Raw genomic sequence first — 26332 nt, forward strand, 5'->3', positions numbered from 1 at the left:
TCCACTTCTTTTTTAGTGAGGTGATTCGTTTGTCTCTTGTTGGAAAACAGTTGTTAAAGTCTGAGCTTTCCTTTCCTTACGATAAGCAACATGTGCAAATTATAGACAGCATCATAAAAACAAAGCGAGGCTATGTTTGCATCCGTTGCAATAACGATGACCAACAGCTATTTGCTTCGTTTCCGTGTGCGCGCTGTGGACGCGTATGTACGTACTGTCGAAAATGTATTATGATGGGACGATGTAGCGAATGCAATCCGCTCGTCATTTGGATTGGACCAACTCCTTCGACCTCTTTTTCTTCACCGCTACAATGGAACGGTCAATTATCTCCAGCACAACAACTTGCTTCTCATGAAGTTTGTCATGCGATTGAACGTAACGATTCGTTGCTTGTTTGGGCGGTATGCGGAGCGGGAAAAACAGAAGTGCTATTTGCAGGCATTAACATGGCGCTGTCGCACGGAAAGCGCGTTTGCATTGCTGCTCCGCGCACCGATGTTGTATTGGAGCTAGCTCCGCGTTTGGCGAGTGTATTTCCGTCGGTCGATATGGCGGCATTATATGGCGGCAGCCAAGACCGTGGCAAACTTGCTTCATTGACGGTGACGACGACGCATCAATTGCTTCGCTATTATCACGCTTTTGATGTGATGATTGTCGATGAAGTTGATGCGTTTCCGTATAGCTTTGATCCGATGCTTTCATACGCCGTTGAACGCGCCCGAAAACCGACATCTTCCCTCATTTATTTGACCGCAACCCCAAATGAACAATGGCAACGTGAAGTAAAAAGCGGAAAACGAAAAGCGGTGACGATTCCTGCGCGCTATCATCGTCGTCCACTTCCTGTTCCGACATTTGAATGGTGCGGAAATTGGAAAAAAAAGTGGCGTAATCAACGTTTGCCATCCTGTGTCGTTCGATGGGTAAACGAGCATCTCGAAAGAAACAAACAAGCCTTTTTATTCGTTCCTCACATCGACTTTTTACAACAAGTTGTTCCGTATTTCCAACAATTTCATCCTCATATCGAAGGGGTGCATGCCGAAGATCCGAAACGAAAGGACAAAGTGCTCGCTTTTCGGCGTGGGCAAATTCCGCTTCTTGTGACAACAACCATTTTAGAGCGTGGGGTGACTGTGCCAAACGTCGATGTAGCTGTATTAGGTGCAGAACAACCGATTTTTACAGAAAGTGCGCTTGTGCAAATTGCAGGGCGCGTCGGGCGAAGTGCTCAGTATCCGACAGGTGATGTGCGCTTTTTTCATTTTGGAAAAACGAAAGCGATGATCGCCGCCAAGCGTCATATTGTACGCATGAACGATGAAGCACGAAAGCGAGGGTTGCTTGACGAATGAAATGTTTGATTTGTCATGATGAGTGGGTGCCAGCGATGTCGTTTGCGCTGCTTTTAACGCTTCGCCAAGCGGATGTTTGTTGCCCGCGTTGCCGATCCCGTTTTATTCGTCTTGAGGGAAATCGCTGTGAACGATGCAGCCGTTTAAGCGATCAAGCGATATGTGAAGATTGTATCGGGTGGGAAAAACGAAAAACGGTGTTGAAACAAAACGTCTCGGTGTATATGTATAACGATTGGATGAAAGAAATGATGAATCGTTTTAAATTTCGTGGCGATTATGAGCTTATTGAAGCGTTTCGTTCCGATGTTCGTCGCGTGTTTGATGAACATTTTTCTTCGGATGTGTGCCTCGTCCCGATTCCTCTTAGCTCCTCTCGATTAGCTGAACGTAGGTTTAATCAAGCGGAGGCGATCGCTTCACTTTTATCGGTACCGATGATTTTTGCCTTACAACGAATCGACGACGAAAAACAGTCGAAAAAAACGAGACGTGAACGCTTTGTCGGACGGAAGTTTTGTTTGACAGGAGAAGATGTAGCTGAAAAGCGCATCGTCATCGTGGATGATATTTACACGACAGGGGCAACAGTGCACGAAGCAGCAAAACTGCTATATGACGCAGGTGCGCAAGATATTTGTTCGTTTACACTCGTCCGTTCATAGTTGGGAACAAACTCCCATTGAAAACCGCATGACTCTAGTCGATATAAAGAGTAGGAAAATCGGAGAACGGAGATGGGTCGTTATGGAAATTCGCGGATACGGACATTATCGCTCGGCATCTTCACATTCAACGACTGTGACGTTAAAAGCAGGAGATGTGTATGAGGCGGTCGTCAAAGAACAAGTAGGTGAAAAAGAAGCGATTGTACAATTAAGAGGTGTTGACATTCGGTTTCGTTTTGAAGGCGACGTACCGCCATCTGGACGAGTGAAAGTGCAAGTGACAGGTGGAGATGGGGATATAGTGGAAGGAAAGGTTGTCACGCCTCCTCCAGCATCATCATTTGAAAAGTTCGAAACACCTGAGCTTCGCCAAGCGGCGATGATTGTCACCCAAAAACAACTGCCACTCACTCGTGAAACGGTAGAGTCTTTGCGTACATTTTTAACAGAAGGAAAAGGAACGGTCGAACAAAAGTTAGAAACGATTCAAATCGCAGCAACGAAAAAGCTTGATATGACGATAAAGCAGCTGCAAGCCGTTCATGAAGCGCTCCATGGCAAGTCGTTCAGCGAATCGTTACATGATATCGTTCAGGCGATTGATAAGCATTTTTCATTTACGCCAATCGTCAAACAACAGTCGCAAACGGTTAGCGAGCTACGTGCACAACTGCAACAGGAGCGAAACATGGATCGTGTGCTCGAACTGGCGAAGCAGTTTGCAGAGGAAAACAGACATGACGAAATCGCGAAAGCTGTGCGTGAGGCGACCATTTTGAAAGAGCGCGGACATGAGACGTTTGCCCGAAGCCGCATTATGCAAGCTGTTGATGTGGCGGAAACGAATGAAAAAATAGATCATGGACAAATGGAACGTGCGACAACGAAAGAGAAGCAACTGAAAATGGTACGTCAGCAAATTGAACGTGAGCCGATTGTCGCCAAAGCGCTTACCATTGCGAAAGGAAGCGACGTCGTTCGCCAAACGCTCGGTCGAGCGTTACAAGAAGCAGAACAGTTGTATCGCTCAGGTCAACCGCTTAGCGCAAAAGAGCGATTGCTTGAAGCGTTTGCTTCAGTAGAGGAAAAAGACAATGTACCGACACAACTTTCCCCAACTACGCAAAAACAAATGGTCGATGAAGCGAAACGAATGGTTCGCAACGCGCGCTCGATAGAAGATGCCGTTCGTCAGTTGAAAGAAACGGCGCTTCCACGCATCGAAGCGAATGAATTACATGAAGCGATTGAACGTGTAGAACAACTAGGAGAAAAGGCGAAAACCGATCTTATCCAAGCATTGCGAGCAGTAGGAGCAATGAGAGAAACGTTGCGTCCGAACGCGCCAATAGCGAAAGTAAACGCGCAAGAAGCTCAGCTGAAACAAGTGGTAGAGGTACGAAAACAAGTAGAAAACGCTCCGACGGTGAAAGCGGTAGAACCGCAAGTAAGAGAACTGGCTCGTACGTTGCCAGCGGAGCAAGCAGAGAAAGTGGTTCGTGCACTTGAGCAGTCGAAACAGCAAGAGACAATGGGACGCAGCGTAGAAGCGCGTCAACAGTTGTCGCAAACATTACGTGCGGTGGAAGAAGATACGATTGCGGGCGTCGTACGAACAGCGAAAGAAGCGGTACGAGCAAATACACCAGCGACAGCGGTAGAAACAAAAGAAGCCCAGCTGAAACAAGTGGTAGAGGTACGGAAACAAGTAGAAAGCACACCGACCGTGAAAGCGGTAGAACCGCAAGTAAGAGAACTGGCTCGTACGTTGCCAGCGGAACAAGCAGAGAAAGTGGTTCGTGCACTTGAGCAGTCGAAACAGCAAGAGGCAATGGGACGTAACGTGGAAGCGCGTCAACAGTTGTCGCAAACATTACGTGCGGTAGAAGAAGATACGATTGCGGACGTCGTACGAACAGCGAAAGAAGCGGTACGAGCAAATACACCAGCGACGAAAGTAAACGCGCAAGAAGCTCAGCTGAAACAAGTGGTAGAGGTACGAAGACAAGTAGAAAACGCTCCAACAGTGAAAGCGGTAGAACCGCAAGTAAGGGAATTGGCCCGCACGTTGCCAGCGGAGCAAGCAGAGAAAGTGGTTCGTGCGCTTGAGCAATCGAAACAGCAAGAGACAATGGGACGCAGCGTAGAAGCGCGTCAACAGTTGTCGCAAACATTACGTGCGGTGGAAGAAGATACGATTGCGGACGTCGTACGAACAGCGAAAGAAGCGGTACGAGCAAATACACCAGCGACAGCGGTAGAAACAAAAGAAGCCCAGCTGAAACAAGTGGTAGAGGTACGAAAACAAGTAGAAAACGCTCCGACGGTGAAAGCGGTAGAACCGCAAGTAAGAGAACTGGCTCGTACGTTGCCAGCGGAACAAGCAGAGAAAGTGGTTCGTGCATTAAGTCAAGCAAAATTATTTGAAACGGTTGGTCGTGGCGTAGAAGTTCGTCAACCACTTGTGCAAGCATTGCAATCTATTGAACAACAGCTTGAGCCTGAATATATGAATCGTGCAAAAATGATTGCTGATCGCCTCGAGCAGCAAACGATGACGTTAACAGAAGCGGTTCGTCAGCTACAAGCAGACGCTATGCTCACGAAACAACCAAATATGCCACAAACGCTTCAGCAAATGGCACAGATGCTAGATAAACAGCGCGAACAGCTTTTCACGGCGATTGCGACAATTGAAAATGAACAACGTGCAACCAATGACGTTCGCGCGCTAATTGCGCAAGCGATAAAAACGATACAAAAGGAGCCAAATGTCAAAGAAGCGTTACAAATGGCGCGTGCGCATCTTGCGCAACATATGGAACCGCTGCTTCATGATGCGTTCGCCCGTGCTGACGAACTCGCAAAAAACGGGAGAGAAATGGCTGCAAGACAAACGGTCGTCCAAGCACTTCAACAAATCGAAACGACGTTGCCGACAAATGACGCTTCCTCACCTGCTGATGCGGCGTACGAGTCGTTGGTGGCACTCGGTTTACAGTCGAAAGATATGATCGTTCAAACAGTAACGAAACGAATGGCGGAAGCAACGAAACAGTTTCAACAAGCGAAGCGTGATATGATGCGCAATTTAGATGCGATCGATCATCTGATTACTCAATATAAGCAAGCGGCGCGACCGCAGGCAAAACAGTTGCTGGAAACGACGATTAAACAGCTTGACCAAACAATTTTAAAAAGTGATGCGATGTTGTTTGCGGATATGACGATGGAGAAAAAATTGCTGCAAGCCAGTTCACAATTGGCGGAGGCGAAAAAGCTGCTAGATAAAGGACAAATGGCAGAAGCACAAAAAATCGTGAAGCAAGTAAAAAGTACGCTCGAACAAATGCAATTTAAACCGTCAGATGTGAAAGTAAAACATTTTGTTCAAGCGCAGTCGCTGAAACAACAAACACCAGAACAAGCACTGCTGACGCAATGGAACGAAATCGTTCAGCCTGAGCCGTCCGCGCGCCACATGCTACAAACGATTCACCGCCTTGGTTTTATGCACGAAGCGGATATAGCAAATTCACTCGTATTTCATGGCGAAAGCGAACAGTCTGAAGAAACGATGAAAGGACTGCTCATGAAATTAGCACAAACGGGTGGCGAAGGATCGAAACAAGCCGAACAAGCGTTGACGCATATGACAGGGCAACAACTTTTAAACAAAAACGACCAAGGAAGTGCGATGCAAACGCTCTTTTTCACCATTCCTCTTCTGCTTCAAAAAGAAGTAAAAGACGTTAAAGTATATGTGAACGCCCGTAACGACGGAAAGAGAGTGGATTGGGAAAATTGCAGTTTGTACTTTTTACTTGAAACGAAAAAGATCGGTGATGTCGGGGTGTTGCTGAGCGCGAACGAGCGCACGCTTTCCGTGACGTTCCGCAACGATCGGGAAGATTTTGCGGAGCGCATGCGCCCACTCGTCGAAACGGCTACGAAGCGCCTTGAAGAAATCGGCTACCGCGTCGGAAATGTACAATTTACAACGTTTGCAAAACATGAAGAAAAGTCAAACGAGCCAAAACGAGCGACATGGACAGAGAAAGGATATGATTTTACAATATGATGTACTTTAACCAAAAACGAAAACGAGAAATAAACGGCCCATCGGCGGCGGTTATTCGCTACGAACAAGGAGATAAAGCGCCGACCGTCGTCGCCCACGGGCGCGGTTACGTCGCTGAAAAAATTATTGAACTGGCAAAACAAAACGGAGTGCCGATCGAACAAGATGCCGCGCTCGTCCAACATTTGCTTGACCTCGACCTCGGCGATACGATTCCGCCACAATTGTATGCCGTTATCGCAGAAATTTTAATTTTAATTGAAAAAATGGAACGAAACTATTAAACAATAACAAATCGTGACGATAAATAAAGTAGGTGAACGACAAAAGGAGAGTGAGCGCGTGGAGTTTTTAACAGAAGAAGTGGTGTATAAAAAAACGCCACAACAATTAACAGCGCTACTTTATGAAGGATTAATGGAAAGTGTAGAAGAAGCGATCGCAAGCACAAAAAAGGGCGACTATATTCATGCCAACAAAAGACTCCAAAAAGCAAATGATATTTTACGTCGTCTTGGCGTTGGTTTGAAGTATGATGCGGGCATTATCGCCCACCAATTAGACGCGCTATATAACTATATGGCGGAGCGTCTTATCGATGCAAATATGAAAAAAGATGTAGCGATGATGGAAGAAGTGCTCACGATCGCAAAAGAAATTGCGACCGCATGGAATGAAGCGTTGAAAAAACAACCGACAACAAACGTCGCAGCGAAAAAAGCAGCGGCATATGAGCAATTTATTAAGATAGAGTAAGGGAGAGAAAAAAGATGAGAATTAACCATAACATTCAAGCATTAAACGCTTATCGTAACTTGGCAGTGAACCAATCAAACACAGCAAAAAACTTAGAAAAGCTTTCTTCCGGTTTGCGCATTAACCGCGCCGCAGACGACGCTGCAGGATTAGCGATCTCAGAAAAAATGCGCTCGCAAATTCGCGGTTTAGAAGTCGCAGAACGCAATGCGTTAGATGCGATCTCGCTTATTCAAACGGCGGAGGGGGCGCTGAACGAAGTACACAGTATTTTGCAACGCATGCGAGAATTGGCGGTGCAGGCTTCTAACGACACTCTTGAGCCTAGTGACCGCGCGGCCATTCAGGCGGAAGTGGATCAATTAACAAAAGAAATCGATCGGATTGCAGATACAACTCAGTTTAACCAAAAGCTTTTATTTAGCGGTTCTCCAAAAGGAAAAGCGTTTGCGGAAGTGAATTCTCCAAAAGTGAGTTATGCAGGGAACGGGACTTGGCAAGGAGTTGTAACAGCTGCTCCGACAGAACCTGCTGAAGTCGTTCTAGACATTGCGGCGGCACTTGGTGCTGAAACCCAAGCTAACATTGATGGTAAAACATTTACTATTAACGGTAAAGTTTATGAAATTGATGTAACAAACCTTCTTCCAGCACCGAACGGTCTAACGAATACAGGACATATTGCGGTCAATGTAACGTGGACTGACTCTCCAACTACTGATGCTGATAAGATGACGAATGTTAATAACTTATTATCAGCATTGAAAACAGCTATCGAAGCAAGAGACTCTCAAACATTTGGTACTAATATACAGAAAATTGACGTAACAGACCCAGATCCTCTTACTGACGGATCCGCATTAACGAGTGGACGTTTAATTTTACAAACTGTAAATAATATGTCACCAAAAGAAGCGGCGACAATTTCTGTGTCAACATCTTTTGCGTCTAATGTAACATACTTAGATCCTGTAGATTTAACGACTGCTGTAACAACATTGAAGGCTAAAGACCAAGCATTAGCTTCTGAATCATTTACAATAACGTTTGCTGAACCGCCGAAAAATGGTGATGTACTAAAGATTGACAATTTAACAATTACGTTTAGTGATTCAACTTCAAGTAGCTATACATGGAGCGGGACAGAAGGAACCGCAACGATTGATGTAAATGGAAAAGATGTATTTCAAGTACTACAAGACATTGAGCAGGTACTCTCAAATGCCAAAGCAGATACAACTAACAATCCGGTTCGTGCATTAAATTCGCATGCAGTTGTAGGTAGTTCCCTTGTTCTTTCTACCGATCGCACAGATGATGGTAATGCATTCGGTTCAGCAAATGGTCTTGAAATTCGAATCGTCGATAGTGATTTTGAGGCTAATAAAGGAAAAGACTTAACGCTAGAAATGCAAATTGGAGCGAATGAATCGGAAACGCTAGGATTTACTTTAGGTGTTATGGACGCGGCTAGCTTAGGCTTGGCTCGCGCGGCTGACCATACAACTATTCTCACTGTTGGGGTCAACGCTGAAGCTGGAATCGATGTCTCTTCTTCTGCTCAAGTTGCTCGTGCATCGATTTCGGTTATTGACGAAGCGATTCGTAAAGTATCTGAAGAGCGTGGTAAACTTGGTGCGATCCAAAACCGTCTCGAGCACACGATCAACAACTTAAAAACAGCACACGAAAACTTAACGTCCGCAGAGTCACGCATCCGTGATACAGATATGGCGATGGAGATGACAAACTTCACAAAAAACAACATTTTAAACCAAGCGGCACAGGCGATGCTTGCGCAATCAAACCAATTGCCGCAAGGAATTTTACAATTGTTAAAAAGCTAATGGGTAAAAAGGGTAGGTCGATGCGACCTCGCCCTTTTTTTGTAACTGTGGCATAATAAAAATAAAAAGGTGTGAACGTTGATGGAAGTGCAAAAAGTGTCGCGGGCGTCGTTGAACCGTGTGGCGAAAAAAGAGGATGCACCGATGGAATCGGTGTCGTTTACGGAAGTGATGCATAAGAAAAAAAGCGATGTGTTATTTGAACGTTTTCAAACGATGGCGCAACAAATTGAAGCGCAAGGGAAAAAGCTGGCGGAGTCGCAAACGGTGGAAGATTTAAAACAATATAAAAAGTTAGTGAAGCAATTTTTAGACGATGCGGTGAAAAATAGTTTGCAGCTTGAAGAACAGCGCGGATTTAGCCGGGGGGGACGGTCGAAAATTTATAAGCTTGTAAAAGAAGTCGATCAAAAGTTAGTTGAGCTGACGAACGCGGTGTTGGAAAAAGAGAAAAAAGGGCTTGATTTGCTTGGACTTGTCGGTGAAATTCAAGGATTGATTATTAATATTTACACGTAAGGGGGAGCAACATGTTAGATAACTGCCCGAAGTGTGGAAGTTTGTTCGTGCGGACGCAATCTCGTGATGTGTGCGAGGCATGCCATAAAGAAGAAGAGAAATTGTTTGAAAAAGTGTATGCGTTTATTCGCAAGCGCGAAAATCGAACGGCAACGATGTCACAAGTTGTTGACGCGACAGGTGTAGAAGAAGCGCTCATTATTAAATGGATTAAAAAGGGGCGTCTTCAACTCGTTCGTTTTCCAAATCTTGGCTATCCGTGCGAAAAGTGCGGAACAATGATTCGTGAAGGCCGTTTATGTTCGGCATGTATTGACGGCATTCAAAAGGAAATAACGAAACTGCAACAAGAAGAAGAACGGCAAAAACAGGCGAAACGGCAAACGACATATTTTACACAACAAAAGAAGAAAGATTAAACATTTTTCTTTTTTAGCCGATAATAAACGTAGACGAAAAAGAACGGAAAAAGCGAGGTGGGAACATGAAAATTCATCGCATTCAACCGATGAACGTCAATCCGTATGAGCGGACAGCGAGGATAGAGAAGCCAACAAAAGCAACGAAAAAGACCGATCAAGTCGAAATTTCAAGTGCGGCGAAAGAGCTGCAAGAAGCAGCGAAATTTTATTCAGAACGGTTAGAAAAAGTGGAACGGTTAAAAGAAGAGATTGAGTCGGGCACGTATAAGTTAGATGCGCGCGCTGTAGCTGAAAGCGTGTTGCGTTATTATAAACGATGACGAGGCGAATGAACATGATCGATTTAATGCAAAAGCTGCTGAAACTTCACCGCGGTTTACTTCAGCTCGCTAAACAAAAAACAGAAGCGATTAAAAAAAGCGACGTTGTTACGTTGCAAGACATGATGAATAAAGAGCAAACATACGTCATGGCCATTCGTCAGCTTGAGAGCGAACGAATGCGCCTTCTTGCCCATCTACATGAAGAAGAGCGGACGATTCGGCGTTATGCGGAGCAGTTGGAAGAGACAGAACGTGCAACATTGCTTCAACTAGCAAGCGATTTAAGTGAAACTATTGCACGGCTAAAAGAGCAAAATGAACTGAATATGCAGCTGCTGCAACAGTCGCTCCAATTTATTCATTTTACATTAGATTTGATGATACCGAACGAACAAGATGTGACGTATGACCCGAAGCGAACGGATGAATTGCCGCCACGGTCGTCATTTGAAGCAAAAACGTAAGGGGGTTTTTTTGTGCTTTCGACATTTCACGGATTAGAAACGGTGCGGCGTGGGATGACTGCCCAACAACAAGCGCTTTACGTTACCGGCCATAACATCGCCAATGCGAATACGCCGGGATATTCGCGCCAACGCGTCAACTTTGAACAAACGCCGCCGTATCCGTTTGCGTCTCAAAACCGCCCCGTCATGCCAGGACAAATGGGAACAGGCGTGGAAGGGGGCACGGTGCAACGGATGCGCGAAGAATTTTTAGACGTGCAATATCGCGGCGAGAATATGAAATACGGCTATTGGAACACGCGTGCGGAAGCATTGTATAAAATGGAAGAAATTATGAGCGAACCGTCAGATGAAGGGTTAGCGAAAACGCTTGATCGTTTTTGGCAGTCGCTACAAGATTTAGCTGTGAACCCTTCAAACTCAGGTGCTCGTTCGGTCGTTCGTCAGCGCGGTATTGCGGTAGCAGAGACGTTTCATTATTTATCTAGTTCACTTAAGTCGATTCGCGATGATTTAAAAAATGAGTTAGACGTCACAGTAAAAGCAGTAAATTCATTAGCGCGTCAGCTTAATGATATAAACAAACAAATTAGCGAAGTAGAAGTACACGGCTATTTGCCGAACGATTTATATGATGAGCGCAATCGGCTGTTAGATGAGTTGTCGCAATACGTAAATATTAAAGTTACACCTGTATCAAGCGGTGGTAGTGCATTAAAAATTGCGGAAGGACGTTTTACGGTAGAGTTAGTAGATCGAACAGGAAGCACTGTGATAGGTACGCTTGTTGATGGGCGACTAGGACAAGTAAATGAGCTTCAACTAAGCTATCAAGACAATGTGACAAAAACAGGGCCAATTGTTGGCTTTTCACTTGGAAATACACCGTTTTCAACATTTGAACGTTTGAAGGAAAACGGAAAAGTAGGTGCTCTTCTTTATTCGTATGGGTATAGCGAAGATGGGGGTACAACGACGAAAGGATTGTATCCTGAAATGTTAGGCGATTTAAATGCGATGGCGAAAGCGTTTGCGGATCAGTTTAATACCGTTCATTCAAATGGGTGGAGTGTAACGGAGATAAAAAGTAACACAAAGGATGGGAAAACATTTTTTACTTACGATCCGAGTGATCCGGCTGGAACGTTAGATGTTGCACAAATCATTAAAGATTCACTCGACAACATTGCCGCGTCAGCAACAGGTCAAATCGGTGACGGAAGTAACGCTCAAGCGTTAGCTGAAGTGAAAAATGGTATGATGAACATCGCTGGCAATACGACAACAATTCAAAACTTTTATGAAAGTTTAATTGGACAAATGGCAGTCAACGCGCAAGAAGCGAAACGATTGTCTGAAAATAGTGAAGTGCTTCGCCAATCCGTTGATGAACGGCGCATGGCGGTCAGTTCCGTATCGCTTGATGAAGAAATGATGAACATGATGAAATTCCAGCATGCGTATAACGCCTCTGCACGTATGATTACAATGATTGATCAAATGTTAGATAAAATTATTAACAATATGGGCATCGTTGGAAGGTAGGTGAATAACGAATGCGCGTCACACAAATGATGCTTGCAAACAATACGCTGCGCAATGTAAGCAAAAGCTATGATAAGCTTGGCACGTATCAGCAACAGCTCGCGACGGGGAAAAAAATTCATCGTCCATCGGAAGATCCGGTCGTGGCGATGAAAGGGATGCATTATCGTACAAGTTTAACGGAAATCGAGCAATTCCAGCGCAATTTGTCGGAGGCGTATGCGTGGATGGAAAACTCAGAATCGGCGCTTAATCATACGACAAATGTTTTGCAGCGCGCTCGCGAACTCGTTGTGCAAGCGAAAAACGGCACGCTCGGTCAAGAAGACCGCCAAGCGATTGCGCGCGAAATTGAACAGTTGAAAAAAGACTTAGTGCAAGTGGCGAACACAAAAGTGGCAGGAAAGTATATTTTTAATGGCACAAACATCGAACAGGCGCCGGTCAAAGACGGCTCGCCTCCGACTGTCAATAATAACAACGATGATTTTATGGTCGAAGTGGCGAAAGGGGTAAAATTAAAAATTAATGTCACCCCAAACAATGTGTTTAACCAAGATTTGTTTAATACGTTACAGCAAATTGAGAACGAATTAGCTAACCCAACCGGGAATTTAGACAATTTGCTTTCCCAATTAGATGGTCATTTAAACGACGTACTTGCAGAACGTGCAGAGCTTGGTGCGCGCGTCAATCGTTTAGAGCTCGTGGAGCAACGTCTTGCCGAACAACAGCTGATCGCGAAACGAATGATTTCTGATAACGAAGATGCGGAGATTGAAAAAATTATTACAGAATTAAAGTCGCAAGAAAGTGTGCATCGTGCAGCGCTCTCTGTCGGAGCACGCATCATTCAACCGACGCTCGTTGACTTTTTGCGTTAAGGGGATGAGTTAGAATGAAAATCCCGCAACTGACGATGCAAGCGACGTTTCCGCAACTATCCATTACAGTTGAGCGCGGATATATGCATATGCGTCAACAACAAGCTGAGATGTCGATTGAACAACCGAAACCGCAGCTTGAGATGAAAACAACGCCACCGCGCCTCACGATTGATCAAACCGAAGCGTGGGCAGATATGGATTTAAAGCACATTTTCCGTCGCATTGAAGAAGCTGCGCAAGACGGCTATGCCAGTTGGTTATCGTATTTAGAAACGACAGCGATACAAGGCGATGAATTAATGCGCATTGAACAAGGCGGCGACGTGCTTGCGATGCAAGCGCAGGCGAATAGCGAACGACCGCCTTTTGATTATAATGTCGGGCTTATTCCACGCCCATTTAGCGTGAAAGTCAGTTTTGAGCCAGGACATATCAATATGAACTGGCAAACATCAAATGCTCGTATTCATATTGAGCCACGCCTTGTGCAAATCGATTACAAACCAAACGTTGTGCATATTGACTTAGCGCGTCACAACAACTTGCGCATTGACGTGACCGTATAAATGAGGGATGAACATGAATATTGAAACGAAATATCATGGAACAGTTCAGCTTTCTCAGTTGGCACTCGTTTCATTTGAAAACGGACTACCGGGCTTTGAACATGAAAAACAATTTGCGTTGCTTCCGATTCACGATTCACCATTTACAATTTTACAATCAATACAAAATAAAGACGTGGCGTTTGTCATGATTGAGCCGTTTTCGTACTTCCCAACGTACGAAGTCGAGTTAGACGATACGACGTGTGAGCAGTTGAAAATACAAAAAGAAAACGACGTGGCGCTCTATGTCATTTTAACGGTCGCGGAACCGTTTACAAATACGACAGCGAACTTACAAGCGCCTGTCGTCATTAACGTTCATGAACGAATCGGCAAGCAAGTCATTTTAACAAATACACCGTATAAAACGAAACATCGACTTTTTCCAGAAACGGTTGAGGCGAAATAAGGAGGCGAGGACATGCTTGTATTAACACGTAAATTAAAAGAAGCGATTCAAATCGGCGATGACATCGAAGTCGTCGTTCTCGCCATCGATGGCGACCAAGTCAAGCTCGGCATTCGCGCACCGAAACATATCGATGTGCATCGAAAAGAAATATATCTCGCCATCCAAGCAGAAAATAACGCTGCCTCTCTCGCCTCTATAACTTCGCTTCAACAGTTATCTGATCAATTAAAGAAAGGGGGGAAGAAACAATGAGCGTTAGCATCGGCGGTGTTCAAATCCCCGGCGTCATTGCGCGCATCGTCCAAGACAATAAAGCGATCGCGGAACAAGCATTAAACGAAATTGTTAACAAACATAAAGACGACCCAGCTCGCATCGTCAAAGAAATTCAACAACCATCGCCGTTTTCACAATTTCTTGACATTAAAGTATAAAATTTTTTTCTCAACCTATTAAACTTTGAAAAAACGAGCCGATAATAAATGTGAGAGCAAGAAAGAAGGGCGGCCGACTTCAATCTTGCCAACTAAAAACCACAAGGACGTGGACAAACATTCAAGGAGGAAAAAAACAATGAGAATTAACCACAACATCGCAGCGTTAAATACGCATCGTCAATTGACAATGGGTACTAACGCAGCTTCAAAATCAATGGAGAAATTATCTTCAGGTCTTCGCATTAACCGTGCAGGTGACGACGCAGCAGGTCTTGCCATTTCTGAAAAAATGCGTGGACAAATTCGTGGATTAGAGCAGGCATCTCGCAATGCTCAAGATGGAATTTCAATGATTCAAACTGCTGAAGGTGCGTTAAACGAAGTTCACTCTATTTTACAACGTATGCGTGAACTAAGTGTACAAGCTTCAAATGATACAAACACAGCTGATGATCGTCAGGCAATCGGTGATGAACTTGTACAGTTAAAAGACGAGATCAACCGTATTTCTAACACAACTGCATTCAACGGTAAAAAACTATTAAACGGTAGCTTATCTACTTCTTTAGATGCGACTTCTGAAACAAAAGTTGGAACAATTTTAGGTACAGGTGGTAACGGTGTTACTGTAAACAATGTTGATGTTTCAAAAGCGGTTTCTGGAACAACTTATACATTTACAGCTTCTGGTGCTGACTTAACATTAACGGCTACAATTGCAGGTAAAACAGTTTCTGAAACGGTAACAGTTTCTGACATGACGACAGCTGGCTCTCAAACAATTAACTTCTCTACACTAGGAATTAGCCTAGAGTTAAGTGGTGGAGGAGCTGCTAATGATACAGGTGCAAACATCGCAGGTCAGTTTGCTGCTGCGGCTAACGATACAATTGTGACAGCTGCAGGTTCAGGATCAGCTCAATTCTTAATTGGAAGTAACGGTGACGCGAATGAGAACTTAACTGTATCATTTGATAAAATTGATGCGACAACGTTAGGTTCTGGTGCTGGTAACATGCTTTCAGACAAAATCGTAGACAATACAGCTGTTGATACGAAAGCAAAAGCTGACGCATTAATTACAATTATTGATGATGCCATTAAAACAGTTTCTAGCCAACGTTCTTCACTTGGTGCAGCTCAAAACCGCCTAGAACACACAATCAACAATTTAGGAACATCTGCTGAGAACTTAACAGCAGCTGAGTCTCGTATCCGTGACGTTGACATGGCGAAAGAAATGATGGAGTTTACGAAAAACAACATTCTTTCTCAAGCAGCACAAGCAATGTTGGCTCAATCCAATCAAATGCCACAAGGCGTATTACAGTTACTTCGGTAATTTGATTGGAAGGGCGTCTAGCTTGGAAACGAGCTAGAGGATGACTGGGTGAATTGCTGGGAAGTCCTAAAGCTTTCCTTGCCACAACGTAGCTGGAAACGGCAGACGTGACGGCTTGAAAAAAGGAAAGATGCAACAATGGACAATCAGCAGCCAAGCTCCTGTGGCGAAAGCCTGGAGAAGGTTCAACGACTAGGACATACCACCTAAGGCGAAAAGCTATGGTGATGAAGTCCGTAGGGAAACTCCCGAAGTGCCCAGCCCTTCGCTAGCCGAATGGCTAGAAAGGTGAAGATATAGTCTACACAACGTTCGAAAGACGTTGCGGCATGGCAAGCCAACCAACAACCACAAGGAGTTCTGCAACTTCTTCGTTAATTTTAGATTATTTGAAAGGGACTCTAGTTTTGCTAGGGTCCTTTTTCATAATTAGAGCAGATTAATAGAAATTAAATATTTTGAAAAGAGGACAGTCAATGGTTATCACAAAGACAGAAGAGGATTTTATAATTTCTCCTAATATTGAAGTTGCTACTTTTAGAAATGATATTCAATTATTAAATTTAGTACAAACGGGGATGCAGGTTCTAAATTCAAATTTACTAAATTTAGATATGGCTACATTTTTACGGGATGCGTATAAACTAGGTCAGATAAGCCTTAAAGCAATAATCGACGCTAAAAGGAAAAATGGAGATTACATTGAGATACATCGTAAGCAGGTTAATTGGCTCGTAAATTATTTTTATTATTTAAGTGAACTTAGAAAAAACAATATTTCGTATTCTTACTGTCCGGTTTTAAATCAACATCCTTTGGAAGTAATTAATGGAGAACTTATAGGAAAAGAGCATTTAATCAATGCGTGTACTCCAGAAAGAAAAAAAGATATATCCTCGTCCTATGGTGAGGGTTTGGGTTTTCTATTACTAGCAAGTTTACCGAATGTTTCCCCATTTGGAGTGTTGAAAATCATTAATGGAAAAGAATCAACTCCAGACTTTATTGTTATTAATAAATTTAAAAAGGTAGTTATGCTTTCAGAAGTAAAGTCCTCAATAAATGATCGACCTTCAGATCCAAAGGATCAATTATCTAAATACTCGAGTAATATAAGCGGTTTAGGTATTCAGGTGAAATTTAATAGTGGAAAATCCCCTGTTGAAATCATACTAAAAGATCCTCAATATAATATTTTAGATGGAAGTATTGTTTCCTCAATTTATACTAATATTACTATACTAGAAAGTCTTTTGAGAATAGAGGAAAAAGATATCGTAAAAGTAAAGAATCCTGAGTGGGCTAGAGAGGTTGTAAGACTATTCAAAGGTATATTAGAAAATAATCATTTAGAGAGGATGGAAAAAATAAATATCAATGAAGTGATTGTGGATAATTATTTTTTTACCGGGATTGATAAGTTGGATCATTTTTTTAATTTATATTTTGATTATAAAGAAGATGGTAGTAAAGGTTTTGAAAAGATATTTAAGATTATAGTTTGAAATAGAATAAGAGCCAATAGTTATTATACAAGTGCTGTTAAAATTGGCACAAGAGGACAGGCGTCTTGTAACGGATGATGTAATTGTTGGTTTAGTTACCATAATTTACCAAAGTTTCATCAACCACAACGTAACTGGAAACGGTCAGCGTGAAGGTCTGAAAATGATGAAGATGAAACAAAATGGATAATCAGCAGCCAAACTCCTGTCCCGAAAGGGTGGAGAAGGTTCAACGACTAGGACATACACCTAAGGCGAAACGCTATGGTGATGAAGTCCGTAGGGGAAGCAAGATAGCCGAACCGAAGCGCCCAGCCCCTAACAGGTGAAGCTGAGGGTGAAGAGATAGTCTACACAATGTTCGAAAGACGTTGAGGCATGGCAAGCCAACCAACAACCACAAGGAGTATTACAATTACTCCGCTAATAAAGCAAAAAGAGGCCTTAGGGTTCCTAAGGTCTCTTGTTTATTTCTCTCCATTTATACATCACAGACCAGTAGCTTCGTTGCAATGCGTCTGCAATTTCTTGAATAGTTGCCCCATTCTTTTTCATCTTTTTTATAAGTTGTATCTCTTCGTCCGTGTAATTTTTCCAACGGTCAGCGCTGCTTACTACAATGTTGAAATCAGGTTGCTGCCTTTTCCATTTTTCCTTTTCCATTTGCAAGCGTTCGTTCCAATTTGTTTTGTAATACATGGATGGGCAATCGAATGTGATGGGAGAAACAAGATCTAAAAATAAAAACGTATCTTTTACAGACGTTGTTTTTAAGATCATCCCTTGTCCATCTTTTCGTTTGCTCAGTCGGAAAATAACGTTAAAGAATTTTAAAATGTGGTTCTGGAGTTGTTCAAGTTCTTTTGGTGGGTAGCATTGCAAGTACAAATAAATGTGTGGTGTTAGGTAGATGAGTTTTTTTCGCGCGTTGACTGTTGTAGAGATGCAAAGCGAGCCATCATCCATGTACAGCACAGCCAAGAAGTATGGTAATGTACAGTATCGTAATAAGTGGATCGGAATATGCTTTATTCCTTTCTTATCATAAAAATGTGGATAGAGTGTTGTGAATAAAGGTAAAGAAGCAGACCGAACACAGTTGCTTTTTTCTGATATATAGAGTAATCCATCAAAAAATGATATTTTCCATTTGCGGTATGCTTGTTGATCAAGTCCGAAATGCTCACGATAACTATGGTTTTTTCTCCGACTATTCGGGTAGATTTTTGTAATTTCTCCGTCCCCAATAATGCTTGCGATGAGTATGTTTTGTTGAATAGGTGTCAAATACATGAAATTATCCACTATACCTACCTCCTACCTAAAAGAACATATGTTTGCTTTTATTATAGCATTTATTTTTTATGATCAACATAGTTTTTCCTCTCCCCCTTCAAATATCCCTTCCTCCATCCGATATAAACAGTAGAAACGTATATGTCAAAGGGGCGAATGATGATGATTGAACGTATTTCTTCTTCTCTTTCTTCCACATATATGCATGAAAAAACAACGACAGAGCGTCCAGCAGAGCAGCAAAAACAAGAGCAAACCACTCTACAGCAAATGAACGCAAAACAAGAAGAAGAGCGCATCTCGAAAGAAAAACTTGAAGAAATCGTGAAAGGAATGAATGAGTTTTTACAGCCGAGCCATACGTCGTTAAAGTTTAATGTGCATGAAGATTTGAAAGAATATTACGTTCAACTCATTGATGATCGAACAAAAGAAGTTGTGCGTGAAATTCCGCCGAAAAAGCTGTTAGATATGTATGCGGCGATGATGAAGTTTGTCGGGTTGATTGTTGATCGAAAAATTTGAGAGGATGGTGAGAGGGCATGAGTACAATGCGTATCGGTGGCTTAGCGAGTGGTATGGATATTGATCAACTCGTCAGCGATTTAATGAAAGCGGAGCGCATACCTCTTGATAAGCTGTATCAGAAAAAGCAAATTTTAGAATGGCAACGCGATGACTATCGTTCGATGAATACGTTGCTTCAAGATTTGGATAGTTATATTTTTAATAACTTAACGCTGCAAAGCAATATGCTCAAAAAAAAGACAACAAGTTCTGATGAGAGTGTTGTGACGGCAACAGCGAATGCTTCTGCAGCGAATATTAGCACGAATTTAACGGTTACGAAAGTCGCTACGTCGGCCACTTGGGTTTCTGAAGCTTCAGCTAGTTATACACCAAGCGGTACAGATACGACGCTGAAAATTAACGTAACAAATGGGGACGGAACGAGCCCAACAAACCCTGTAACCATTACAATTGCAGCGAACTCATCGTTAGATTCAGTCATTGCTCAATTGAACAGCAATAACGACCTCGGCATTAGTGTGTTCCATGATACGCAAACAGGGAAAATTTCGATTATGAAGAAAGATACAGGTGCCTCAGCAAGTTTAGTCATGGGGGATGCAACGACAGCTTCCTTCTTCCAAAGCCTCGGGTTTACAGGTGCTGCAGATGGCGGGGAACTCACAGGAAAAACGGCAGGAGAAGATGCTCGATTTACAATTAATGGATTAACGACATCACGTTCGTCAAATACGTTTACCATTAATGGTGTGACTTATACGTTGAAAAAACCAGGATCATCGACGATCACCACTTCGACAGATACAGATCATATGTTTAATACCATTAAAGGTTTTGTGGATAAATACAATGAAGTCATTGGAAAAATTAACTCAAAAATATCGGAAGAGCGTTATCGTGACTATACGCCGTTAACGGATGAGCAAAAAGAAGCGATGACAGAAAAACAAATTGAATTATGGGAAGAAAAAGCGAAAAGTGGACTTCTGCGTCGAGATTCGATTTTATCAAGCGGTTTAAGTCAAATGCGGTTAGATTTGTATAGCCAAGTGAGTGATCCAAGTGTTAACAGTAATTATGACACGCTATCTGAAATTGGGATTACGACATCAAGTAACTATTTGGAAAACGGAAAACTGATTATTGATGAGACAAAGTTACGTGATGCAATCGAAAAAGATCCAAATGCCATTTATAAACTGTTTAACGCTAGTGGGGCTGATTTCGACACCAAAGGGATTGCGAAACGTTTGCGTGATACCATCAAAAATACGATCGGAAAAATTGAAGCGAAAGCTGGAAAAACGATTTGGACGAACAATCAGTTTGAAATTGGGAAAAGCTTAAACGATTTGGATCAGCGTATTGATGACTTCGAGGATCGATTAAAAAAAATCGAAGATCGATATTGGCGTCAGTTCACTGCGATGGAGAAAGCCATCCAACGCGCCAATGAACAAAGTATGTATTTGATGAATGCCTTCGGTGGCGGAGTATAATGGGGTAGGAGGAAATGAATATGGCGATGAATAATCCGTATCAATCATATCAAACAAACGCGGTGCAAACAGCGTCACCAGGAGAATTAACGCTTATGCTTTACAACGGTTGTTTGAAATTTATTGCACAAGCGAAAAAAGCGATTGAGGAGAAAGATATTGAAGCGCGCAACACAAACTTATTAAAAGCGCAAAAAATTATTCAAGAGCTCATGGTGACGCTCAATATGGAATATGAAGTGGCGAAGTCGATGATGACGATGTACGACTATATATATCGTCGTCTCGTTGAAGCAAATATTAAAAGCGATATTTCTATTTTAGAGGAAGTTGAAGGGTATGTGAAAGAATTTCGCGATACGTGGAAGCAAGTCATTCAGCTGAATCGTCAACGTCAATACGCGCAAGGCGGTCACGTGTAATGAGCATTGTGTCGGAACTTTTGGATATCACGAAAGCGATGGTAAAGTTGCTTCGTGAGCCGATCGAGAAAGAAAAGCGTGATGGCGTCATTGAACAAGTTGAACAACTGCTGGAGAAGCGTGAACAGCTTCTTCTGCACCTTCCCAACGTATTGACAGATGAAGAAAAACAAATGGGAAAAGAGCTGCTTATGCTTGATCGCGAGGCAAACGCTCTTCTCCAACAATTGAAGCAACAAATTCAACAAGATTTAAAGCAAATGAAACAAACGAAAGTGGCAGCACACCGATATCATGATCTGTATGAGCCGTTATCGATTGACGGTATGTTTTATGATAAACGAAGGTAGGTAGAACATATGGTACATTTAACTCCAGAACAATTAACAGTCGTTCGTCAATATGCGGCGTTATTAGACACAATTGAAGAAGGCTTTCAATATGTCATTGAAAGTTTTGCGAATTACGAACGTACGCAAGGGGATGTCGTACTCGCTGATATTTTTACAGCGTTCGGTCAAATTGATGCGACAAATGAGCGTTCGCTTGCGCATTTTTTCGTTGATGATACGGCGTTGTTGAATGAACTTCAACGTTTTTCTTCTGTCGTCGAAGAAGCGTGGAAATTAGACGGAAAGCTACATGATCCGAACGCGAAGCAACAAATTGTCGAAAAACATGTAGCGCCAGCGTTTGAAGCGTGGAAAGTAAGCGTGATGCAACATCTTCGTCCGTATGTGGAGCAATAATAAAAAGGTGCGAGTAGCTCGCACCTTTTGTAGTTTAAAACGCTTCGACAATCGTGACGTTCACTTCTTTTCGTAAGTCAATTTCAAACGGTGATTTCAGCACTTCCCCGTTTGGATTTTGTAAAATGCGAACGACAGGGCGAAGCGGATATTCAGGGAAAATGTTTGAGACGACACCTCGGTATCCTGTGTTTAATACGACGTTTGTGCCGAGCGGGTAAATGGCGACATATTTTAAAAACGTTTTAATGAGTTCATAGTCAAACAACGTATTGCCGGCTGCGCATAAATATTCAGCTGCTTCGTGCGGCGAGTGTTGTTTGCGATGGTCACGCGGAGAAGTGAGTGCATCGAACACGTCTGCGATGGCGATAATGCGCGCGAATTCATGAATGTATTTGTTGTTGTTGTCGCACGACTGGGCTAATCATCGGTTTTTCTTCAATATCAAATGTAAAAATGTCGTGAATATAAATATGACGAATGCCGTTTTCAAGCAATCCGCGAATGTATGAGTCGGTCAGTTTAACTCCCTTTGCAAGCAAAACTGCACCGTTCGGTCCGTAAATATCAACGGCGAGCACATCACCACTTTTTGCTTCAAATATGTGCACTTTGCGCATGCGATCACACCTCAGTAGAAAAATACGAACACTTTCCATTATCTATAAATTATAGCATAATTATCCATTGTTTTGTTCATCATTTTTTCACAAAAAATGTGACGATTGAGAAGGAGTTTTGTAGGGAATTGTAGAAATAAGTAAACAACCTTTCATAAAAGGAGGAACAGCGTATGAAGTACAACATTCGCGGAGAAAACATCGAGGTTACACAAGCGATTCGAGAGTATGTCGAGAAGAAAATCGGAAAATTAGAGCGCTATTTTGAATCAACGGAAGGAGTAACGGTTCACGTTAATTTAAAAGTATATAACGATAAACAGGCGAAAATTGAAGTAACGATCCCAATGCCACAAATTGTGTTGCGTGCCGAAGAGCGTCATGATGATATGTATGCCGCCATCGATTTGGTCGTCGATAAACTCGAACGCCAAATTCGCAAACATAAAACAAAAGTAAATCGAAAAATGCGTGAAAAAGAAGCGAATGGTGTCACGCTAACAGCAACTGCTCCTGTCGCGACAGAAGAGTATGAAGAAGAGGAATTTGAAGTTGTACGTACGAAGCGCTTCAGCTTGAAGCCGATGGATAGCGAAGAAGCCATTTTACAAATGAATATGCTTGGCCATAACTTTTACGTTTTTATTAACGCGGAAACAAACCGCACAAACGTCGTTTACAAACGAAAAGACGGTAAATACGGCTTAATCGAAGCGAACTAACCTATTCACCCTCTGTCGAATGAAGACAGAGGGTGGTATAATGTGAAAGGAGGTGAAAAAAGGATGGAAGCGATTTTGCGTGAAATTTTAGGGAAGTTGACGAATGTCGAAAGTCATTTTCTACAGTTTCAACAAGAAGTGCGTAACCAATTTGCTCGAATTGACGAACGATTCGCACAGATAGATAGACGATTTGAACAAATGGAAGCGCGATTTGCCCAGATTGATGAACGATTCGCTCAAATTGACGAACGGTTCGCACAAATTGATGAACGATTCGTGCAAATTGACGAACGATTCGCACAAATGGAAGCGCGATTTGCTAACATGGAAGCTCGTTTAACCGCACTTGAACAAGAGATGAAAGAGGTAAACACGCGCATTAGTCGTCTCGAAGAAGAAATGTGTGATGTCAAAAAACGTCTGGAACATGTCGAGATGCAACTAAGCGACGTAAAAGAAACAGTGCATCGTTTAGAAATTCAACTAGCTAACGATGTACAAACATTACTGCAACATATTTATAAAAAGATTGACGAAAAAGGTTTTGAAATTTATGCTCTCAACAAACGACTCCACCATGTCGAAGCAACGATCGAACAACTTCAATCACCTCAACGATAACATCTCCCCAGCGTCCCCTACGCTGGCTTTTTCTTTTCTTTCGTATGAGTTGTCACCTTTTCTTGTAAGTGATATGATGGTAATTAGCGACTATATAAGCAAGGGGCGTTTTTGTATGCTTGGAATGTTGAAAAAAGTGTTTGACCCGAATAAACGACAAATTGCGCGATTAGAGAAAATCGCGAATGAAATTGATGCGCTCGGTCCGCAAATGGCGCAGCTTTCTGATGACGAGTTGCGTCAAAAAACAGAAGAGTTTAAGGCGCGTCTTGAAAAAGGCGAAACGCTTGATGATTTACTTGTTGAGGCGTTTGCGGTCGTTCGCGAAGCAGCGAAGCGCGTGCTTGGCATGTATCCATATAAAGTGCAATTAATGGGGGGCATCGCACTTCATGAAGGCAACATTGCTGAAATGAAGACAGGGGAAGGAAAAACGTTAACCGCAACGATGCCGGTATATTTAAACGCATTAACAGGAAAAGGTGTTCATGTCGTCACGGTCAACGAATATTTAGCAAGCCGCGACGCAAATGAAATGGGCAGACTGTATCAGTTTTTAGGTTTATCTGTTGGACTGAATTTAAACAGTATGTCGCGTGAAGAAAAGCAAGCGGCTTATAACGCCGACATTACATACGGAACGAATAACGAGTTTGGTTTCGACTATTTGCGCGATAACATGGTGCTCTATAAAGAACATATGGTGCAACGCCCGCTTCATTATGCGATTATTGACGAAGTTGACTCTATTTTAATTGACGAAGCCCGTACACCGCTCATCATTTCTGGGACGGCGCAAAAGTCTACAAAATTGTACATTCAAGCAAACGCGTTCGTCCGCACATTAAAACGCGATGTCGATTATACGTACGATGAAAAAACGAAAAGCGTGCAGCTGACGGAAGAAGGAATGAACAAAGCAGAGCGCGCGTTTGGAATCGACAACTTATTCGATTTAAAACATGTGACGTTAAACCACCATATTAACCAAGCGTTGCGTGCCCATGTTGTGATGCAGCGCGATGTCGATTACGTCGTTGAGGACGGAAAAATCGTCATCGTCGACCCGTTCACAGGCCGTCTCATGCGCGGACGTCGCTATAGCGATGGGCTTCATCAAGCGATTGAGGCAAAAGAAGGGCTTGAAATTCAAAACGAATCGATGACGCTTGCGACGATCACGTTCCAAAACTATTTCCGCATGTACGAAAAGCTGGCGGGGATGACGGGAACAGCAAAAACAGAAGAAGAAGAGTTTCGTAACATTTACAATATGCAAGTCATCGTTATTCCGACAAATAAACCAGTCATTCGCGATGATCGCCCAGACTTAATTTATCGCACGATGGAAGGAAAGTTTCGTGCGGTTGTTGAAGATATTGCGGAACGTCATGCGAAAGGACAACCTGTTCTCGTCGGTACGGTGTCGATTGAAACGTCTGAATTGTTATCGGGCATGTTAACGAAGCGCGGCATTCGCCATAACGTGTTAAACGCGAAAAACCATGCGAAAGAGGCAGAAATTATTGCGCAAGCTGGTCAAAAAGGAGCCGTAACGATTGCGACAAACATGGCAGGACGCGGAACGGATATTAAACTCGGCGAAGGAGTGCGCGAACTTGGCGGCTTAGCGGTCATCGGTACGGAGCGTCACGAAAGCCGCCGCATCGACAACCAGTTGCGCGGTCGTTCCGGCCGTCAAGGTGACCCTGGGGTATCGCAATTTTACTTGTCGCTTGAAGATGAACTCATGCGTCGCTTCGGCTCAGAAAATATGATGGCAATGATGGATCGTTTAGGCATGGACGATTCACAGCCAATTCAAAGCAAAATCGTATCTAAAGCGGTCGAGTCGGCACAAAAACGCGTCGAAGGAAACAACTTTGATGCGCGTAAACAACTATTGCAGTACGACGATGTATTGCGTGAACAACGTGAAATTATTTATCGTCAACGCTTCCAAGTGCTTGATTCGGAAAACTTGCGTGACATCGTTGAAAAAATGATTCAATCGGTTATCGAGCGTGTCGTACGCATGCATACACCAGATGAAGAAATGCCAGAAGAATGGAACGTGCAAGCGATCGTTGATTATGTGCAAGTGAACCTCCTTCCAGAAGGAGATGTGACTGTCAACGACTTGCGCGGCAAAGATCCAGAAGAAATGATTGAATTCATTTGGAATAAAGTACGTACACGTTACGATGAAAAAGAAAGCCGCATTCCAGCGGAGCAAATGCGCGAGTTTGAACGCGTCATCGTGTTGCGTGCGGTCGATATGAAATGGATGGAACATATCGATGCGATGGAACAGTTGCGTCAAGGCATCCATTTACGTGCTTACGGTCAAATTGATCCGTTGCGCGAATATCAAATGGAAGGATATGCGATGTTTGAAGCGATGATCGCTTCCATTGAAGAAGAAGTCGCTCGTTACATTATGAAAGCGGAAATCGAAAGCAATCTTGAGCGACAAGAAGTCGCGAAAGGTGAGGCTGTCCATCCGAAAGAAGGCGAAGAAGTAAAACGCAAGCCGGTGAAAAAAGCGGTGGAAGTCGGTCGAAACGATCCATGCCCGTGCGGAAGCGGAAAAAAATATAAACATTGTTGCGGACGATAAGTGAGGGATGTTCCCTCGCTTTCGTTATGTTGCGTTCGCCGAGATGTTTGCATACAATAATGGTTG

General features: G+C 43.0%; 29 protein-coding genes. 26 read left to right on the forward strand and 3 right to left on the reverse strand.

Going from position 1 to position 26332, the window contains the following annotated elements; all coding sequences use genetic code 11:
• Positions 1-20 precede the first annotated feature (20 nt).
• The 18 genes from BO219_RS07090 (at position 21) to BO219_RS07175 (ending at position 17180) form a co-directional block, all read left to right on the forward strand.
• Positions 21-1361 (forward strand): ATP-dependent helicase ComFA, encoded by a 1341-nt coding sequence (locus tag BO219_RS07090; protein ID WP_077429009.1) that lies wholly within the window; start codon positions 21-23, stop codon positions 1359-1361.
• Positions 1358-2026 (forward strand): ComF family protein, encoded by a 669-nt coding sequence (locus tag BO219_RS07095; RefSeq protein WP_077429010.1) that lies wholly within the window; start codon positions 1358-1360, stop codon positions 2024-2026. The genes BO219_RS07090 and BO219_RS07095 overlap by 4 nt, the downstream gene beginning before the upstream one ends.
• Before the next feature lie 82 nt (positions 2027-2108).
• Entirely contained in the window at positions 2109-6110 is a 4002-nt protein-coding gene (locus BO219_RS07100; RefSeq protein WP_077429011.1) for a metal-dependent peptidase, read from the forward strand.
• On the forward strand, positions 6107-6394 hold the full coding sequence (locus BO219_RS07105; protein WP_003397391.1) for an EscU/YscU/HrcU family type III secretion system export apparatus switch protein: 288 nt from the start codon (positions 6107-6109) through the stop codon (positions 6392-6394). The genes BO219_RS07100 and BO219_RS07105 overlap by 4 nt, the downstream gene beginning before the upstream one ends.
• 58 nt (positions 6395-6452) lie before the next feature.
• Positions 6453-6866, forward strand: coding sequence for a flagellar export chaperone FliS (fliS, locus tag BO219_RS07110; RefSeq protein WP_077429012.1), 414 nt, complete (start codon positions 6453-6455; stop codon positions 6864-6866).
• A 14-nt stretch (positions 6867-6880) separates the two neighbouring features.
• Complete coding sequence (locus BO219_RS07115) at positions 6881-8713, forward strand: flagellin N-terminal helical domain-containing protein (RefSeq protein WP_077429013.1); 1833 nt, start codon at positions 6881-6883, stop codon at positions 8711-8713.
• Positions 8714-8794: 81 nt separating this feature from the next.
• Complete coding sequence (locus BO219_RS07120; RefSeq protein ID WP_006320059.1) at positions 8795-9232, forward strand: YaaR family protein; 438 nt, start codon at positions 8795-8797, stop codon at positions 9230-9232.
• Between the two features lie 11 nt (positions 9233-9243).
• Positions 9244-9651 carry a TIGR03826 family flagellar region protein gene (locus tag BO219_RS07125; protein WP_077429014.1) on the forward strand — a complete coding sequence of 136 codons (408 nt, stop codon included), beginning with the start codon at positions 9244-9246 and terminating at the stop codon, positions 9649-9651.
• A 65-nt stretch (positions 9652-9716) separates the two neighbouring features.
• Positions 9717-9974 carry a flagellar biosynthesis anti-sigma factor FlgM gene (flgM, locus tag BO219_RS07130; RefSeq protein ID WP_077429015.1) on the forward strand — a complete coding sequence of 86 codons (258 nt, stop codon included), beginning with the start codon at positions 9717-9719 and terminating at the stop codon, positions 9972-9974.
• Between the two features lie 14 nt (positions 9975-9988).
• The gene (locus BO219_RS07135) at positions 9989-10441 is read left to right on the forward strand and encodes a flagellar protein FlgN (protein ID WP_077429016.1); all 453 of its coding nucleotides are present in this window, start codon (positions 9989-9991) and stop codon (positions 10439-10441) included.
• Positions 10442-10453: 12 nt separating this feature from the next.
• Complete coding sequence (gene flgK, locus BO219_RS07140; protein ID WP_077429017.1) at positions 10454-11989, forward strand: flagellar hook-associated protein FlgK; 1536 nt, start codon at positions 10454-10456, stop codon at positions 11987-11989.
• An 11-nt stretch (positions 11990-12000) separates the two neighbouring features.
• Positions 12001-12873, forward strand: coding sequence for a flagellar hook-associated protein FlgL (gene flgL, locus BO219_RS07145; RefSeq protein ID WP_077429018.1), 873 nt, complete (start codon positions 12001-12003; stop codon positions 12871-12873).
• A gap of 14 nt (positions 12874-12887) precedes the next feature.
• Complete coding sequence (locus BO219_RS07150) at positions 12888-13442, forward strand: DUF6470 family protein (RefSeq protein WP_077429019.1); 555 nt, start codon at positions 12888-12890, stop codon at positions 13440-13442.
• 13 nt (positions 13443-13455) lie between these two features.
• Positions 13456-13893, forward strand: a complete 438-nt coding sequence (gene fliW, locus BO219_RS07155; RefSeq protein WP_077429020.1) for a flagellar assembly protein FliW — start codon at positions 13456-13458, stop codon at positions 13891-13893.
• Between the two features lie 12 nt (positions 13894-13905).
• Positions 13906-14148: a carbon storage regulator CsrA gene (csrA, locus tag BO219_RS07160; protein WP_077429021.1), complete on the forward strand. Its 243-nt coding sequence runs from the start codon at positions 13906-13908 to the stop codon at positions 14146-14148.
• Positions 14145-14330: a hypothetical protein gene (locus BO219_RS07165; protein ID WP_035047206.1), complete on the forward strand. Its 186-nt coding sequence runs from the start codon at positions 14145-14147 to the stop codon at positions 14328-14330. Before csrA ends, BO219_RS07165 begins: the two co-directional genes overlap by 4 nt.
• Before the next feature lie 139 nt (positions 14331-14469).
• Positions 14470-15675: a flagellar hook-associated protein FlgL gene (gene flgL, locus BO219_RS07170; protein ID WP_077429022.1), complete on the forward strand. Its 1206-nt coding sequence runs from the start codon at positions 14470-14472 to the stop codon at positions 15673-15675.
• A gap of 476 nt (positions 15676-16151) precedes the next feature.
• Entirely contained in the window at positions 16152-17180 is a 1029-nt protein-coding gene (locus tag BO219_RS07175) for a hypothetical protein (RefSeq protein WP_077429023.1), read from the forward strand.
• A 453-nt stretch (positions 17181-17633) separates the two neighbouring features.
• On the opposite strand, the gene BO219_RS07180 is transcribed toward BO219_RS07175, so the two are convergent.
• Positions 17634-18485 (reverse strand): DNA endonuclease, encoded by an 852-nt coding sequence (locus tag BO219_RS07180; RefSeq protein ID WP_077429024.1) that lies wholly within the window; start codon positions 18483-18485, stop codon positions 17634-17636.
• Between the two features lie 153 nt (positions 18486-18638).
• On the opposite strand from BO219_RS07180, the gene flaG reads away from it, so the two are divergent.
• Genes flaG through BO219_RS07205 form a run of 5 tightly spaced genes read left to right on the forward strand, consistent with a single transcriptional unit; the run spans position 18639 to position 21677 of the window.
• A complete protein-coding gene (flaG, locus tag BO219_RS07185) occupies positions 18639-19001 on the forward strand; it encodes a flagellar protein FlaG (RefSeq protein WP_077429059.1) in 363 nt (120 codons plus the stop codon).
• 17 nt (positions 19002-19018) lie between these two features.
• Positions 19019-20506 carry a flagellar hook-associated protein 2 gene (locus BO219_RS07190; RefSeq protein WP_077429025.1) on the forward strand — a complete coding sequence of 496 codons (1488 nt, stop codon included), beginning with the start codon at positions 19019-19021 and terminating at the stop codon, positions 20504-20506.
• 20 nt (positions 20507-20526) lie between these two features.
• Positions 20527-20928, forward strand: coding sequence for a flagellar export chaperone FliS (gene fliS / locus BO219_RS07195; protein ID WP_077429026.1), 402 nt, complete (start codon positions 20527-20529; stop codon positions 20926-20928).
• Positions 20928-21278 (forward strand): flagellar protein FliT, encoded by a 351-nt coding sequence (fliT, locus tag BO219_RS07200; RefSeq protein WP_077429027.1) that lies wholly within the window; start codon positions 20928-20930, stop codon positions 21276-21278. Before fliS (BO219_RS07195) ends, fliT begins: the two co-directional genes overlap by 1 nt.
• Before the next feature lie 9 nt (positions 21279-21287).
• Entirely contained in the window at positions 21288-21677 is a 390-nt protein-coding gene (locus BO219_RS07205; protein ID WP_077429028.1) for a DUF8042 domain-containing protein, read from the forward strand.
• 34 nt (positions 21678-21711) lie between these two features.
• Here the strand turns inward: BO219_RS07205 and BO219_RS14780 are convergent, their stop codons facing one another.
• Together BO219_RS14780 and BO219_RS14785 are read right to left on the reverse strand one after the other, a co-directional pair.
• Positions 21712-22035, reverse strand: a complete 324-nt coding sequence (locus BO219_RS14780) for a hypothetical protein (RefSeq protein WP_226373789.1) — start codon at positions 22033-22035, stop codon at positions 21712-21714.
• Between the two features lie 28 nt (positions 22036-22063).
• Positions 22064-22300 (reverse strand): hypothetical protein, encoded by a 237-nt coding sequence (locus BO219_RS14785; RefSeq protein ID WP_226373790.1) that lies wholly within the window; start codon positions 22298-22300, stop codon positions 22064-22066.
• A 173-nt stretch (positions 22301-22473) separates the two neighbouring features.
• On the opposite strand from BO219_RS14785, the gene hpf reads away from it, so the two are divergent.
• The 3 genes from hpf (at position 22474) to secA (ending at position 26266) form a co-directional block, all read left to right on the forward strand.
• The gene (gene hpf / locus BO219_RS07215; RefSeq protein ID WP_077429029.1) at positions 22474-23022 is read left to right on the forward strand and encodes a ribosome hibernation-promoting factor, HPF/YfiA family; all 549 of its coding nucleotides are present in this window, start codon (positions 22474-22476) and stop codon (positions 23020-23022) included.
• A 63-nt stretch (positions 23023-23085) separates the two neighbouring features.
• Entirely contained in the window at positions 23086-23646 is a 561-nt protein-coding gene (locus tag BO219_RS07220; protein WP_077429030.1) for a hypothetical protein, read from the forward strand.
• Between the two features lie 115 nt (positions 23647-23761).
• Positions 23762-26266, forward strand: coding sequence for a preprotein translocase subunit SecA (secA, locus tag BO219_RS07225; protein WP_077429031.1), 2505 nt, complete (start codon positions 23762-23764; stop codon positions 26264-26266).
• Positions 26267-26332 lie beyond the last annotated feature (66 nt).

The sequence above is a fragment of the Anoxybacillus kestanbolensis genome, from assembly GCF_001996285.1.
In the GTDB taxonomy this organism is placed as follows: domain Bacteria; phylum Bacillota; class Bacilli; order Bacillales; family Anoxybacillaceae; genus Anoxybacillus; species Anoxybacillus kestanbolensis_A.

What these genes read in the sequence shown, in the direction of transcription:
- BO219_RS07095 (WP_077429010.1), top strand. Translation starts at nt 1,358, where the DNA reads ATGAAATGTTTGATTTGTCATGATGAGTGGGTGCCAGCGATGTCGTTT.
- BO219_RS07100 (WP_077429011.1), top strand. Translation starts at nt 2,109, where the DNA reads ATGGAAATTCGCGGATACGGACATTATCGCTCGGCATCTTCACATTCA.
- BO219_RS07105 (WP_003397391.1), top strand. Translation starts at nt 6,107, where the DNA reads ATGATGTACTTTAACCAAAAACGAAAACGAGAAATAAACGGCCCATCG.
- BO219_RS07115 (WP_077429013.1), top strand. Translation starts at nt 6,881, where the DNA reads ATGAGAATTAACCATAACATTCAAGCATTAAACGCTTATCGTAACTTG.
- BO219_RS07120 (WP_006320059.1), top strand. Translation starts at nt 8,795, where the DNA reads ATGGAAGTGCAAAAAGTGTCGCGGGCGTCGTTGAACCGTGTGGCGAAA.
- BO219_RS07125 (WP_077429014.1), top strand. Translation starts at nt 9,244, where the DNA reads ATGTTAGATAACTGCCCGAAGTGTGGAAGTTTGTTCGTGCGGACGCAA.
- flgM (WP_077429015.1), top strand. Translation starts at nt 9,717, where the DNA reads ATGAAAATTCATCGCATTCAACCGATGAACGTCAATCCGTATGAGCGG.
- BO219_RS07135 (WP_077429016.1), top strand. Translation starts at nt 9,989, where the DNA reads ATGATCGATTTAATGCAAAAGCTGCTGAAACTTCACCGCGGTTTACTT.
- flgL (WP_077429018.1), top strand. Translation starts at nt 12,001, where the DNA reads ATGCGCGTCACACAAATGATGCTTGCAAACAATACGCTGCGCAATGTA.
- BO219_RS07150 (WP_077429019.1), top strand. Translation starts at nt 12,888, where the DNA reads ATGAAAATCCCGCAACTGACGATGCAAGCGACGTTTCCGCAACTATCC.
- fliW (WP_077429020.1), top strand. Translation starts at nt 13,456, where the DNA reads ATGAATATTGAAACGAAATATCATGGAACAGTTCAGCTTTCTCAGTTG.
- csrA (WP_077429021.1), top strand. Translation starts at nt 13,906, where the DNA reads ATGCTTGTATTAACACGTAAATTAAAAGAAGCGATTCAAATCGGCGAT.
- BO219_RS07165 (WP_035047206.1), top strand. Translation starts at nt 14,145, where the DNA reads ATGAGCGTTAGCATCGGCGGTGTTCAAATCCCCGGCGTCATTGCGCGC.
- flgL (WP_077429022.1), top strand. Translation starts at nt 14,470, where the DNA reads ATGAGAATTAACCACAACATCGCAGCGTTAAATACGCATCGTCAATTG.
- BO219_RS07175 (WP_077429023.1), top strand. Translation starts at nt 16,152, where the DNA reads ATGGTTATCACAAAGACAGAAGAGGATTTTATAATTTCTCCTAATATT.
- flaG (WP_077429059.1), top strand. Translation starts at nt 18,639, where the DNA reads ATGATTGAACGTATTTCTTCTTCTCTTTCTTCCACATATATGCATGAA.
- BO219_RS07190 (WP_077429025.1), top strand. Translation starts at nt 19,019, where the DNA reads ATGAGTACAATGCGTATCGGTGGCTTAGCGAGTGGTATGGATATTGAT.
- fliS (WP_077429026.1), top strand. Translation starts at nt 20,527, where the DNA reads ATGGCGATGAATAATCCGTATCAATCATATCAAACAAACGCGGTGCAA.
- fliT (WP_077429027.1), top strand. Translation starts at nt 20,928, where the DNA reads ATGAGCATTGTGTCGGAACTTTTGGATATCACGAAAGCGATGGTAAAG.
- BO219_RS07205 (WP_077429028.1), top strand. Translation starts at nt 21,288, where the DNA reads ATGGTACATTTAACTCCAGAACAATTAACAGTCGTTCGTCAATATGCG.
- BO219_RS14785 (WP_226373790.1), bottom strand. Translation starts at nt 22,300, where the DNA reads ATGCGCAAAGTGCACATATTTGAAGCAAAAAGTGGTGATGTGCTCGCC.
- hpf (WP_077429029.1), top strand. Translation starts at nt 22,474, where the DNA reads ATGAAGTACAACATTCGCGGAGAAAACATCGAGGTTACACAAGCGATT.
- BO219_RS07220 (WP_077429030.1), top strand. Translation starts at nt 23,086, where the DNA reads ATGGAAGCGATTTTGCGTGAAATTTTAGGGAAGTTGACGAATGTCGAA.
- secA (WP_077429031.1), top strand. Translation starts at nt 23,762, where the DNA reads ATGCTTGGAATGTTGAAAAAAGTGTTTGACCCGAATAAACGACAAATT.